9 protein-coding genes and 1 pseudogene are annotated in these 12,894 nt (G+C 53.5%); 5 read left to right on the top strand and 5 right to left on the bottom strand.

What is annotated here, in order from left to right:
• The first annotated feature begins 144 nt into the window (after nt 1-144).
• The 4 genes from AB3226_RS27330 (at nt 145) to AB3226_RS27315 (ending at nt 4,910) form a co-directional block, all read left to right on the top strand.
• Nucleotides 145-864 (top strand): YitT family protein, encoded by a 720-nt coding sequence (locus AB3226_RS27330; protein ID WP_367375301.1) that lies wholly within the window; start codon nt 145-147, stop codon nt 862-864.
• A 99-nt stretch (nt 865-963) separates the two neighbouring features.
• Entirely contained in the window at nt 964-2,448 is a 1,485-nt protein-coding gene (amrS, locus tag AB3226_RS27325) for an AmmeMemoRadiSam system radical SAM enzyme (protein ID WP_367375300.1), read from the top strand.
• A complete protein-coding gene (locus AB3226_RS27320; protein WP_367375299.1) occupies nt 2,445-3,590 on the top strand; it encodes a PLP-dependent aspartate aminotransferase family protein in 1,146 nt (381 codons plus the stop codon). The genes amrS and AB3226_RS27320 overlap by 4 nt, the downstream gene beginning before the upstream one ends.
• 63 nt (nt 3,591-3,653) lie before the next feature.
• Nucleotides 3,654-4,910, top strand: coding sequence for a PLP-dependent aminotransferase family protein (locus AB3226_RS27315; RefSeq protein ID WP_367375857.1), 1,257 nt, complete (start codon nt 3,654-3,656; stop codon nt 4,908-4,910).
• An 82-nt stretch (nt 4,911-4,992) separates the two neighbouring features.
• On the opposite strand, the gene AB3226_RS27310 is transcribed toward AB3226_RS27315, so the two are convergent.
• The 5 genes and pseudogenes from AB3226_RS27310 to AB3226_RS27290 all read right to left on the bottom strand — a co-directional run.
• A complete protein-coding gene (locus tag AB3226_RS27310) occupies nt 4,993-5,625 on the bottom strand; it encodes a LysE family translocator (protein WP_367375298.1) in 633 nt (210 codons plus the stop codon).
• 1,137 nt (nt 5,626-6,762) lie between these two features.
• The gene (locus AB3226_RS27305) at nt 6,763-7,881 is read right to left on the bottom strand and encodes a PQQ-dependent sugar dehydrogenase (protein ID WP_304576086.1); all 1,119 of its coding nucleotides are present in this window, start codon (nt 7,879-7,881) and stop codon (nt 6,763-6,765) included.
• 414 nt (nt 7,882-8,295) lie between these two features.
• Nucleotides 8,296-8,874: a cytochrome b gene (locus AB3226_RS27300; RefSeq protein WP_095058179.1), complete on the bottom strand. Its 579-nt coding sequence runs from the start codon at nt 8,872-8,874 to the stop codon at nt 8,296-8,298.
• The gene (locus AB3226_RS27295; RefSeq protein WP_048393018.1) at nt 8,871-9,944 is read right to left on the bottom strand and encodes a catalase family peroxidase; all 1,074 of its coding nucleotides are present in this window, start codon (nt 9,942-9,944) and stop codon (nt 8,871-8,873) included. Before AB3226_RS27295 ends, AB3226_RS27300 begins: the two co-directional genes overlap by 4 nt.
• 516 nt (nt 9,945-10,460) lie before the next feature.
• Nucleotides 10,461-10,797, bottom strand: a pseudogene (locus tag AB3226_RS27290) ((2Fe-2S)-binding protein); the annotation flags it as partial.
• 969 nt (nt 10,798-11,766) lie between these two features.
• Here AB3226_RS27290 and AB3226_RS27285 point away from each other — a divergent pair.
• A complete protein-coding gene (locus tag AB3226_RS27285; protein ID WP_095058178.1) occupies nt 11,767-12,741 on the top strand; it encodes an alpha/beta hydrolase in 975 nt (324 codons plus the stop codon).
• Nucleotides 12,742-12,894 lie beyond the last annotated feature (153 nt).

Here is a 12,894-nt window from a genome sequence, read left to right as displayed (position 1 = left end):
TAAAAAATAATGCACCAAAATAAAGCGCGGTGCTAGTCTATTTACAGCCCGACAAAGCCTAAAAAGAATCCGGGAAATCAATAGCCCTAATCTTTAGCGTTACGCACCGCATAATAAAAAATTTCCTTCAGGGATGGTGTTCGTATGGAAGATGAAAAAATAAAGTGTGCACAAAAGTCCTGCCCATCATTCACCAAGTATATTGGAACGGAAGTCCTAGGTTTTCGCAACTTCAAGATGGATCAGGTTTTCATGTATCTGGCTGGCGTCACCCTGTTCTCGGTGGGCGCCAAGTTTTTCATAGTCAGTCGACTGGGAACTGATCCTTTAGATGTCCTGATCATTTCAATCAATAAAATACTCATGCTCGGAATGGGTGCTTGTTCGGGCATCGTTGCTATATTCTTTCTGCTGTGGTGGATGCTCTGGAACAAGAAGTACCCTCCGATAAGTCCCTTTATTACAACTACACTTACCGGTCTGCTAATAGACCTCTGGTCCGTACTGGGGCTTGGAGAGTATTTGATTGTCAGAGTGGATGAGTACACGATATTGGCGATGGGACTGATCTTGTGTGCTTATTCATCCGCACTGATCATCATGAGCGGTATTGGTATCAGAATCATGGACCTTGTGGTGCTTACCATGGTTTCCAAATGGGCGTGGTCATTCACCAAGGCTAAAATGATCATTGAAGTTGGAATCTTTTCGACCGGGTGGCTTTTAGGTGGGCCGTTCGGTATGGGAACGATTGCATTTTTGTTGGTCATAGGCCCTCTAATACAGCCATTCATGAATATAAATGCCAGGCGCTTTTCACTTAAGAATTATGGATTAACCAGCGCTTCTTCTGCCTACCCATAACGACGAGAGGGATTGCGGCCACCGTGGCTGTGGGATTATTTTGCCTCGACTATTTTAACCGATGATGTTGACAGTAACTTCCGAGATGAGGAGTGAGTAATGGAAAATACAAAAAATAAAAACTGGACCTTGGAAAGCATGCCCGCAAAGTTGGAAGAAATACTTCCTGGCGGTAGTGTAAAGTGTCATCTTTCCCCTCGAAACTGTGTCATCCAGGAAGGTAAGGTAGGTTTTTGCAAGGTACGCGGAAACAGAGGGGGTCGGTTAGTTACATTGAATTATGGTAAAGGCGTTCACAGTACCGAAGAGACGATCGAAACCGAGGCGGTATTCCATTTTGCTCCCGGAGAGCGAATCCTTTCCTTAGGCAATATCGGCTGCATGCTTAACTGCGGCTACTGTCACAACTGGAAGACCTCCCAGGCCAAATATGTGACAGACAAAGACGTGTACTACTATACCCCTGAACAGGTGGTGGAAACTGCACTAAAGCATGGTATACGCGTCATCTCCTGGACTTATAACGATCCTGTTGTCTGGCATGAGTTCATCCTCGACACGGCAAAGCTGGCAAAGGAAGCGGGGTTGATCAACTTATATAAATCTGCATTTTTTATCAGTGAAGAAGCCATTGATGAACTATTGCCGGTCATTGATATATTTTCCATTTCGCTAAAATCCATTTCCCCTGAATACTACCGAAAAGTCACAACAGGCTGGGTAGAGCCCGTTCTGGCTGGCATCAAGAAAGTATACGATGCGGGTAAATATGTTGAAGTCAGCACTTTGATGGTGACCGACATCAGTGACGATGAGGATACCGCCAGGAAGATTAGCCAGTGGGTATTGGATGAACTGGGCCCGAATGTACCGCTCCACTTTGTGAGGTTTCACCCCGATTATAAAATGAGTAATAGCATCCGGACCCCCGTGGACAGACTCCTGAAGGCTCGAGACATCGCTCGGAGCATGGGGGTTGAGCATGTTTATCTGGGTAACGTGAATGATGTCGAGGGCACCAATACCAGTTGCAATAACTGTAACGCTCTACTCGTTACCCGCTACGGTTTGAATGCTGACATCATCGGACTGGATAGCAACGGTTGCTGTACTCAGTGTGGGCACGATGCACATTTCAAGTTACTTGGCGAACACAAAGCGAACATTCCTGTTGAACTGCAAGAGGATGCGTTGACCGCTTACGAGAAGCGGAAGTTCGAGTGGCATGGGGATATCGTATCGCTGCATGCCCAAGTGCTGAATACTGAAGGCTTTGAACAGACCGTCTACCTGCGGCGCAATTATACCGACGGGCTTAACAGTGATTGGAAATCCCTGACATTGCGGCCGTATGAAAGCTATCGATTCATTGTCGCCAAGGCGCGAATTGATGAATCAGGCCCGGAGGTCTGGCTTCCCAAGGGGGTGAACTCAAATCTTCATGAAGTATTCGACAGGGCTCACTTCCCAACCGAGTCGATTGAAGAGATTGGTATTTCGCAAAATGACATTACGCCGACAATTGGTTATGAAGGCAAGCAGAACATGTATGAGCAGATTATCAAACTGGTTAACAAGTCATGAATGTGTCTACTGAAATACTCCATATCAAGGTAGATGACCGAGAGGCCCATCCATCTGTGACGCCTATTTATCAGTGCAGCGCTTTTAGCGCTGACTCGGCGTTCTTCTACTCGAGAAAAGCCAATCCCAACGTGACTGAGCTGGAACAGGTTGTCGCTTCCCTGGAAGGCAGCGAATACGCCTTGGCCTACAGCACCGGAATGAGTGCCATCTACATGGTTTTGGAGCTGCTGAAACCGGGTGGGTCGCTGGTGATCAACAAATACATCTATGGCTGTTCTTATAAACTGTTTCAGCGATATGCTGCACGTATCGGTGCGCAACTGACGATTCTGGATCTCACCACAGAAAGTGGGTTGGAAGCGTTGCCATCGAATGTGGATATGGTCATTTTCGAAACGCCGACCAATCCCTTCCTGAAAGATATTGATATTCATGCGGTCAGCAGGGCGGTTAAGCAAAACAACCCACAGGCGCTGGTAGTCGTTGATAACACGTGGGCCACTCCGATCTTTCAAAAACCTCTAAACTTTGGCGCCGACATTTCTCTGTACAGTGCAACGAAGTATTTCTCCGGGCATAGCGATGTCATGGGCGGCTTGGTGCTTATCAACAGTGAAATGATTTATAAGCGCCTGCTCGAAGGTCGTTTTTATTCAGGCTCAATATTAGCCCCTTATAGCGCATGGCTGCTTCGCAGAAGCATGCAGACGTTTAACCTACGGATGGAGAAACACAGTAACACTACCTCCAGCATGCTCAACTACCTGCGGCAACTGCCCTTTATTGAGCATGTTTATTATCCGCGAGTCGATGGCAAACAATTGACCGGATATGGTGGCATTGTGTTTGTTGATATTCGGCCCGATCTGGTTCCCTTTTACAAAATCTTCACCAGCGCCCTCAAATGGTTTGGAACGGGCACGGGAATGGCCTGTGTCACGTCGATGGTTGCTCAACCCTTTAGTGGGAGCCATGCCTCAATGACTGAGCAGGAAAAAGCGGACATGGGGATTGAAAAGGGTTTGGTTAGATTATGTTTTGGTTTAGAAGCCCTTGAGGATCTTAAAGAGGATCTGCTTCAAGCATTCGAAGCCATGGAAAACATGGCGAATCGAGAACATGCACTTAAACCTGCGTAGTTGATGTTAATCATGAGCAACGAGCTTTCAACGGCTCGTTGCTTTTTTTATGGAGAAGCGAAATTGTCCATTGCATTCGAAAAAACGATATTCGAAGACCCTACTCTGAACGTTATCCATCTTCTAAATTCCATTTCCAATGAAAATCCAGAGGCTATTTCTCTGGCTTCCGGTCGACCTGATGATGAGCAATGCGACCACGCCCTCATCGATAAGGGGCTGGCCAGCTATGCACGATACATCGCCGATACGAAACATTCACTTGCGACACTCCTTTGCCAATATGGAAAAACCGCCGGGATTATCAATGAGATAATCGCCGAATACTTGCAGGTGGATGAAGGGATAAAAATTTTCAACCCTGACAGTATTGTTGTGTGTATGGGGTTTCAAGAAGCTGCCACCTTGACACTGTTAGCCATTTTTGAAGGAGGCGGTGTTTTATTAGTGCCCGACCCTGTGTTTTCCGGGATAACCGGTATTGCGAAATTATTAAGAATAAAAATTGTACCCGTTCCCATGGACACCTTCCTCGATCCCTCTGCCCTGCGCAAGGTAGCTAAGGAGCTGGAGTCCAGGGGGGAAAAGATAAAAGCGCTGTACGCGATTTCAGATTTTAGTAACCCTACTGCTGACAGCCTTTCCTATGAAGACAGGAAGGCTATGCTCTCCTTGGCCAATGAATTTGACTTTTTAATCCTGGAGGATAATGCCTACAGCTACTTCAGGTACGAGGGAGATAAAATCCCTTCGATGAAGTCGATCGACAGTAGTCGAGTGTTCCTTCTTGGCTCTTTTGCAAAGTCGATTTTTCCGGGATTGCGTATGGGCTATCTAGTCGCTCCGGAGGGCGCCGGGGTGATGTCCTTTAGCAGTAGATTATGCAAAGCCAAAAGCTTGATCACGGTCAATACACCTGCACTGTGTCAAGCGGTTGTCGGAGGTTTGTTGATAGAGAATAATTACTCTTTAAAAAACCTGAACCAACCAAGAGTGTTGTCTTACACGAAAAAAAGAAACTGCATGATTGAATGCCTTGAACGTGAATTTCCGTTCAAGACCAATTCTCGAAGAACTGTCACCTGGAACCATCCGACAGGTGGTTTTTTCATCAATCTACAGTTGCCTTTCACCTTTGAATATTCTGAAATGTGCGAGTGCGCCAGGAATTTCAAGGTTATTGTATTTCCCACTTCCTTGTTTTCACTGACGAATGAGGCTGTTACTCAGGTCAGATTGTCGTTTAGTAATGCGACAGAATCAGAAATCCAACAAGCGATAGGCCGCCTCAGGGCGTACATTGAATTTAGAATGCAGTAAAGCATCCTCCCATGGGCCTTGGGGATTGATGCCAAGGCGTGTTGATCAGTCAATGAGAAACAAGCCTTGTATGACTTTCCGCTCAGGTACCTGTGGCGAGTATAACGCCAGTGGCTACCTGATAGGCACCCAGGATGGTTATGGTTGACCCGGAAAAATAGTTGATCAACCTAAGCTTTGATTGGGAGATCCGGGTCTTGAATATGGAGGAGAATCCGCTCAACCCCAGCCACCAGACTGCCGAGCCTAGAAATATACCGATCACCATAGGCAGCACTGAGTGCTGACTGCTTTGATCACTGACCATGCCGTCACTCATGGCGGCAAATATCGCGATAAACGACAAGATAGTCATTGGGTTTGACAGTGTCAAAAACAGTGTAGTCGAGTAGGCGTTGAACATGTTGGCTCGCTCACCCGCCAAGGCTGTTGTGCTCCCTTTCGATCTTATTGTTTGATAACCAATGTACGCGAGGAACACTCCCCCGAAAATACACAACCATGGTTTGAGGCTAATGAGCGTCGCTATGATAGCTGTAATCCCCAGCGCACCGACAAATCCATAGATCGAATCAGCTGTAGCCGCCCCCAATCCTGTCGCGAACCCTGCTCTCCATCCCAGCATAAGGCTTCTCTGTATGCACAACAGCCCAATGGGCCCCACAGGGGCTGCAATACAAAGCCCAATGACCATTGACTTAACGAAAATCAACATAGATGCACCTCCGTAATTGATACTGAAAGGTTAGGGGAAGTGCACTTTTTTATGAATTAATTATTAATCTTCACACAGGCTTTTCCGATAATTTTGCACGAAGTATTCTTGTTTTTCCTTCATTACTAAGGTGCAGCAGTGTCCTGGGCACCGGATACTCTCGATACCTATCCGGCACTGGAAGTCCGTCCGATGGACACTTGAAGTGGCTGGCGGATGCTGATCCGAAGACCAGCACCGGCCAATGCTTCAGAGACGAAACCGATCTGCCGGGCACCGGATTGATGTACTGGAGAATGTGTCCATCGGGGCTGGATCTGAGTGTTTTAAGGGGGGGGCGCGCGGCAAAAGCCAAAGAAAGACTTTTCTCTGGACGAAAAAAAATGGACCTCTTTTCAGAGATCCATTTTTTAATGCTTGGAGCGGGAAACGAGACTCGTATCTGGCGTCCGACCCATTGAAATCTAACGGGTTTCTTTTCTTGCCGAAGCAGGAAAAAACTTAATTCTGGACTTGTTTTTGAAGTATTTCAAGATCCAAGTCTGGTATGACACCAGCGTTGGAGTGGATCAATCACTGCACGCCGCATTCGATGCCCGCGCCGTTTACGCGGGGCTGACCATGGACTTCTAAGGGACATAGGTCAGGGAGCGTTATCGCAGGATGATCCTCCTCTTGGCAGACCTATCGGCGGTTGTCACCTTCTGCCGGTACAGTCTTACCCCCTGAAAGCACCGTCAATGGAATGCTCCATGAGCTCCTGCATTCGTATCAGAGCAAGCGCAAACCCAGCTGATTTCTTCGATGAGGTTATTCCAGAGGAGGTCTTGACCTGAACGGTTGGCGGTTGGAGTGATCAATACAAGGCCTGGGACGCTCCCGCCTGGTTCGAAAATGTGAGTTGACGGCCTCTCTGTTACCCTGAATGGGCTTCTCGCTTCTGTTTCCAGCGCTGGTGTCGAGATCCTGAAACACATTTCCCCACAGAACCGACCTGGCTGGTATCGTTCTCGACGATCAGCTTGATATCGCCGAGTTCCTCCTTGGGAGGCGGCGAGCGCAAGCCGTCGAAGAGGTTGCGGGCAGGCGTCGCGGCTTGCCGACGCTGCAGCTGCGCAATGCCTGCCCTGATGGCGCTCAGCGCGGCTGAAGACGCAGCAGTTTGCCATCCTGTTCGTCGGTGAGCACGTAGAGCAGGCCGTCAGGGCCCTGCCTGACATCCCGAATGCGGGCATGCCCGTCCTCCAGCAACTTGTGCTCGGCCACGACCTTACCGTCTTTCAGTTCGATACGGTCGAGGTAACCGAACTTGAGCGAACCGACGAAGAGATTGCCCTTCCATGCCGGCCCATAACGGTCGCTAGTCAGGAAGGCCATGCCGGACGGCGCGATCGAGGGCACCCAGTAATGCAGCGGCTGCTCCATGCCGTCCTTGGCGGTCAGGCCGTCGCCAATCTTCCCGCCGCCATAGTTTTCGCCGTAGGTGATGACCGGCCAGCCGTAGTTGCGCCCCGCCAGCGGAACGTTGATCTCGTCGCCGCCCTGCGGACCGTGATCGTTCATCCAGAAGCGGCCGTCCGGACCGAGCGTAGCGCCCTGGCTATTGCGATGGCCATAGCTCCAGATCTCCGGCAAGGCACCGGCGCGGTCGACGAAAGGGTTGTCGGCCGGTACCGCGCCGTCCTTCTGGATGCGCACCACTTTGCCCAAGTGGTTATCGAGTTCCTGCGCATCCTCCTTCCGGCTGTAACGCTCGCCCAACGTGACGAAAAGCGTCCCGTCCTTCGCCTCGACGATGCGGCAGCCGAAATGCGCGGAGCTGCTCACCTTCGGTCGCTGACTGAAAATCACCTGCAGGTTGTCGAGGCGCACCATGTTGCTCGACAGCGTCGCGCGTGCCACTGCCGTGCTATTGCCCGCGCCACCAGCGGCCGGTTCGGAAAAGCAGAAGTAGACCATGCGATTCACGTCGAAAGCACTGTCGGTCACGACATCCAGCAGCCCGCCCTGCCCGCCTGCCGCGATCGCCGGCAGCCCCTCAACCGGCGGGCCGATGCTCCCATCGGCACCAACCACCCGAAGCCGGCCCGGCCGTTCTGTCACCAAGTAGCGATTTGCCGGCAGAAAGGCCACTGCCCAGGGATTCTCCAATCCGGTTGCCACCCGCTCAGCCCGCACCTCGGCGGCCAGCGCGCTGACAGCAAAACCCATGGCAAGAAATGCTGGGACCAGAACCCACTCAAGTTTCAGATTCATGTCTGTTCCGATGGTTGATTTGACAGCCGCTAGCACACCCTACGAAGAAAGATATAAATTAGTAAATCTTTGCGCTACGCATGTGCATCCAGATATTTCTCTGCTTTTGCGATCCCGTTCATGCGCCGAAGTTTCTGTATCGTGAAGGCGCCCCCCTGCGTCCGAACGCCAATGGCGGGAGGCTTCGACGCCAGGTGTTTAGGCACGGCACCTTAAGTCGGCGGCTCGCTGAACTTGGCGACGAACATCTCTATGAAGCTCGGTGATCCGGCGAGGGTCAGCGTCACTTCGTGCCAGCCTCCCAGCCCGACGGTCACTGCAGGTCGTGGTCCCACAGTACATGCCCACTGAGGTATTTCATCTCGCCCCACCGAGAACGCGCGCGCCACGGCGCCCGTGGTAACGGAGCCTGCGTCAGTCAGCGCACTTGGTCACGACCCTGCCGTCGACCGACGGATGTACCGGAAATGGCGCCATGGTCTCGAACACGCCGTCGCGTCGCACCAGCGCGTGGAACAGAGCGGCCCCGAGGTGCAGCAGGATCAGCGCGAAGAAGCAGAACGAGAGGAACTTGTGAGCGTTCCACAGCCAGCTGTGCAGGCCGGCGTCGGGCGACACGATGGCGGGCAGACGCAGCCCGGCGACGAGCACCGGGTAGTCCGCCGCCGACAACATGGCCCAGCCAAGCAAGGGCATCGCGAGCATCAGCACATAGAACGCGACATGCGAGAGTTTGGCGGCGAGCTTCATCGGCTCGGGCATGTCACGCGGCAGCGGCGGCGCACCAAGGCGCCAGCGGACGATCAGGCGCAGCACCGCGAGCACGAGGATCGCAATGCCCAACGGCTTGTGGATCGAGACCAGCATCAGGTACGCGGGCGTGATCGTCGAGACCATGCCGACGCCGATGAACAGCATCACGAGGATGCAGATCGCCATGCCCCAATGAAGCGCCCGCTGTAACGGCGCGAATTGCTGGTTGACTTGGCTCATGGCTTGGCTCCGGCGGTGGTGGTGGACGGGGTGCGCGGATAGTCTTTTTCTTCGGCGGTCCGGCGGTTGTACGAGACCGAATAAGCGGCCGAACGTGCGGCGGGGAAAGGGTCGTCGGATGTGCGCATGCCGGCCGGCAGCACGGTGGGATCGAAGTTGATGTCGCGGCATGAGCCATCGGCCTCGGGCTCAATTTTCGTCACCGACAGGGTGCCGACGCCGACGCTGCGGCGATCTTCCGGCCAAACCTTGCTCGGGTCGGCGGTCGGGTCGCCCGGGTCGGCGACCATGACCGTCATAGCCCAGCGCTGCGTCGCCTTCGCGACGCGCTCGGTGATGTCTGCCAGCAGGAAATCGGGCTCGCGCTTCTTGAGTTCGTCGCCCGAGACCAACACAGGTTTGGCGGCCGGCTTAAAGGACCAGCGCACGGCCTGGTCTTGGCCCTGCGCGTTGGTGAAGACGAAGCTGTTGATGCCGTTGTAGCGGTCTTCCGCGTACGAGCTGGTGAACGGCGCGCTGCCGGCCCACTGGCTAAACGCGCCGATCTCGGGGTGCACAGCGGCGAAGCTCTTCAACGCATCCGGATGGCTCTTGTCGGCGGAAGCCACCTGCAAGTCGTAGAAGGCCTGCGGCGTCGCGACTGGGAAGAACGGCGCATTGATCATTGCGGAACGCCACTCCTGGCCGTCGGGCGTTCGGATGCGCAGGCTCAGGGAGCGCACGCGCGCGCTGCCATCGGGCGCCTTGAGGTCGGGCGAGGCGAGGTTGAAGCGGCCGGTCACAGGATAGGTGCCGGCGGCGAACATCTGTGCCTTGGACAAATCGCTGCCAGTGCCGTTGGCCTCGAAGGTACCAGTGAAGCAGATACCCTTGGCATGGGCGCGGCGGAAGCCGAGCGCCGGTCCGGCGGGCGGCGCCAGCACCTCGACGATCTTGGTCGGCGTGAGGCGTGCGGGTGTCAACCAACCGGCTGTGTATGCGAACGCGGCGCCGACGGCGACAACCACCGCCGCGATCAGTACGAGCGGCCCGAGAAAAGACTTATTGGAGTGAGGATGTCGCTCGTTCATCGAAATTTCTTCCGGAGTGCGGGGTGGAGAGTTCTGTAACGAATTTAACGCTTTACTCTAAACCTTGTGCGAAGTCGCTACGGCGCTGAAGACTTCTATACGCACCGACCAGCAACATTACGTTGCCGCCGGCCGCGCGGCTCGGCGAAGAAGCAGTACAGGTGGCGACGATCCTATTCCCCCAGGCAAAACTGCACAGCGAGGTGATGGTGAATCTGCATCCGGGCTCCAGAGTGATGCTCTGCGACGCGTTTTGTCTGCACCCCCTCAACGGGGTGCCGGCTTCTTTGATTTCTACCGTGCCGACCTGAAAGTACGCTGGCCGGAGATAGCTTGGCGCTTAATGGGCAAGACATACTGCGGCAAATGCCGAGTGTCAGTCATGCCTTCCAAACGCTGGCGACGTTTATGCTCGTAGATCAGGGCTTGCCTGTCGAAGCGCCGAAAAGTACCTGCGTATGCCCTTCCCGCTCATCCCGATCTGGGGATCAGCGCATTGCCCAACGATTGCGGGGTTGCAATCACTTTGCCAGACTGGCAATAACCGCACTGTGCCACTTGGTGTTTGCCCCAAGAGGCGACGACGCGTTGGCCAACATCATCCTGCTCTATCGCCTCAATCGTGGTGATCTTGCGGCCGTATATACCTGCAATGAGGATGACACAGGAACGCGCCACAACGCCGTCGATCAAGACGGAACAAGCGACGCACTGAGCGAGACCACACCCGTAATCCCCATTGCAGGTATAGTTTGTTCCCGTCATACCGATTTCGTCACGAATCACCCACAGCAGCGGCTGTGTCGCCCTCAGCTTCGACCTGATAGGTCTTATCGTTAATCTGAAGCTCCATAACTCTCCAGCCATCTTGGCTCTAAAAAGCGCTATTAGCGAGGCGTCGCGTAATCGCTATCTATACATGGTTTGAAAGTATCACGAGCTTAGTGGGCTCAATCATGCAGCCACGTGCTAGGCCTTATGAATAAAAGTACGCAATACAAGAAATCACCGCGCATCGATGGCACATCAACACAGTGATTTAGTGCCCGCTCAACTACGAGCGAGCACGACTCACAACTAAGCAACATGCTTGAGACGAATACCGTTACCGATTCAGGGCTTTGCATTTTTTCTTTTGGAAAAACCTACCAGCCCACAACCTGGATGAAGTATTACTTTTCGGTCAGCGGCTAATTTTTCAAATGGTCTCTTGCCCCTACAGACCTGAAGAACGGGTTTAGAAGCAGCTTCAGCAGGAAGCTGCCGGAACGGAAACAGAGGTTGTGATCTCTCTTTCGACGCAGCCCAACAAGCCTTGACCAAACAAGCTTTCACGTCCGTTAAGCACTTGGCCGATTTCCTCTACAAGGTCTCGTCCATCGCCTGTCCCAGACCGAGTCACTCGAATCGGCTACCAACGCAGCCTGCGGCGGGTTTTCCGCCGGTCATATAGCGAGGCTGAGCTGATGCAGGCGGACCGAATACTTCCATGTACGGGACTCGATGATCAATGGTCATCGCAGCGTGGTGATATGTCATTCGAACAAGCATGAACTCATCGGGGTAGTTTTCCATTTCGAACCGCCTGGGACTTGGGGGCGCGATTATCCAATAGCGTGCATAGATGCTTGCAATTTCATGGGATGTTTTGGGGCAGTGACAGGCATACATTAGCTGGCAAAGCCGATCCCGACGGGCGACGTCATTCACGAAACATGTTCCCCATGGTTCTAAAAGCCTATGACGCTGACGACAAGCCCCCCGCTGCTCGACGGGTATTCAGGCTGGCAGGAACAATCTCAACTACATGTAAGGCACGCACATGCAACTGACACAGGAATGGGACAAGACTTTCGCCAAGAGCGACAAGGTGGACCATAAGAAGATCACCTTCACGAACCGCTATGGCATCACCCTGGCGGGCGACCTGTACCAACCGAAGAACGCCAGCGCAAAGCTGGCAGCTATTGTCGTCTGTGGCCCGTTTGGCGCGGTGAAGGAGCAGGCCTCCGGGCTTTATGCGCAAACCATGGCCGAGCGCGGTTTTGTCACGCTGGCCTTCGATGCATCCTACACCGGGGAAAGCAGCGGTGAGCCGCGCAACGTCGCCTCGCCAGACATCAACACCGAGGATGTGAGCGCGGCAGTTGATGCTCTTGGCCTGCAACCCTCCGTTGATCGCGAGCGGATTGGCGTCATCGGCATCTGCGGTTGGGGTGGCATGGTGCTGAATGCCGTGGCCTTGGATAAGCGCGTCAAGGCGGTTGTCGCCAGCACCATGTACGACATGACCCGCGTCATGTCCAAGGGCTACAACGATAGCGTAACCCTCGAACAGCGCACGCAAGGGCTCGAACAACTGAGCGCACAACGTTGGGTCGACGCGGAAAATGGTGCCCCTGCTTACCAGCCCCCCTACAACGAACTGAGGGGTGGGGAAGCGCAGTTCATGGTCGATTATCACGATTACTACAGCACGACCCGCGGACACCATCCGCGCGCGGTCAACTCGGGCAACTCGTGGACGATCACTACACCCCTGTCGTTCATGAACATGCCGATCCTGACCTACATCGCGGAAATTTCTCCACGCCCGGTCCTGTTCATCCACGGTGAAAACGCCCACTCGCGCTACTTCAGCGAAACCGCTTACGCGGCCGCGGCGCAGCCGAAGGAGCTGATGATCATTCCAGAGGCCAGCCACACCGATCTGTATGACCGTGTGGACGTGATTCCTTTCGACAAGCTGACGACCTTCTTCACGCAGCACCTGGCCACGGCGGCACGCGCCGCTTGACGTCTTGAGGCAGTCGCATCCAGGCGGACAATGCATCTGGATGCGACTGAGCGGGATGACGCGCCCTACGGTATGGATTCATGCCACTCAGCACTTCTGACTTTCCAGTGAGGATCGCAACCAGAACTGGCAATAGGCCACTCGCTGAGGAGC

Source organism: Pseudomonas lini (genome assembly GCF_964063345.1).
In the GTDB taxonomy this organism is placed as follows: domain Bacteria; phylum Pseudomonadota; class Gammaproteobacteria; order Pseudomonadales; family Pseudomonadaceae; genus Aquipseudomonas; species Aquipseudomonas lini_B.
The sequence above is the reverse complement of the archived record's forward strand: the minus strand, read 5'-3'. Positions and strand labels throughout refer to the sequence as shown.

Excerpts from the sequence above, each read along its gene's own strand:
- amrS (WP_367375300.1), top strand. The coding sequence starts at position 964 with ATGGAAAATACAAAAAATAAAAACTGGACCTTGGAAAGCATGCCCGCA.
- AB3226_RS27295 (WP_048393018.1), bottom strand. The coding sequence starts at position 9,944 with ATGAACGAGCGACATCCTCACTCCAATAAGTCTTTTCTCGGGCCGCTC.
- AB3226_RS27300 (WP_095058179.1), bottom strand. The coding sequence starts at position 8,874 with ATGAGCCAAGTCAACCAGCAATTCGCGCCGTTACAGCGGGCGCTTCAT.
- AB3226_RS27310 (WP_367375298.1), bottom strand. The coding sequence starts at position 5,625 with ATGTTGATTTTCGTTAAGTCAATGGTCATTGGGCTTTGTATTGCAGCC.
- AB3226_RS27285 (WP_095058178.1), top strand. The coding sequence starts at position 11,767 with ATGCAACTGACACAGGAATGGGACAAGACTTTCGCCAAGAGCGACAAG.
- AB3226_RS27320 (WP_367375299.1), top strand. The coding sequence starts at position 2,445 with ATGAATGTGTCTACTGAAATACTCCATATCAAGGTAGATGACCGAGAG.
- AB3226_RS27305 (WP_304576086.1), bottom strand. The coding sequence starts at position 7,881 with ATGAATCTGAAACTTGAGTGGGTTCTGGTCCCAGCATTTCTTGCCATG.
- AB3226_RS27330 (WP_367375301.1), top strand. The coding sequence starts at position 145 with ATGGAAGATGAAAAAATAAAGTGTGCACAAAAGTCCTGCCCATCATTC.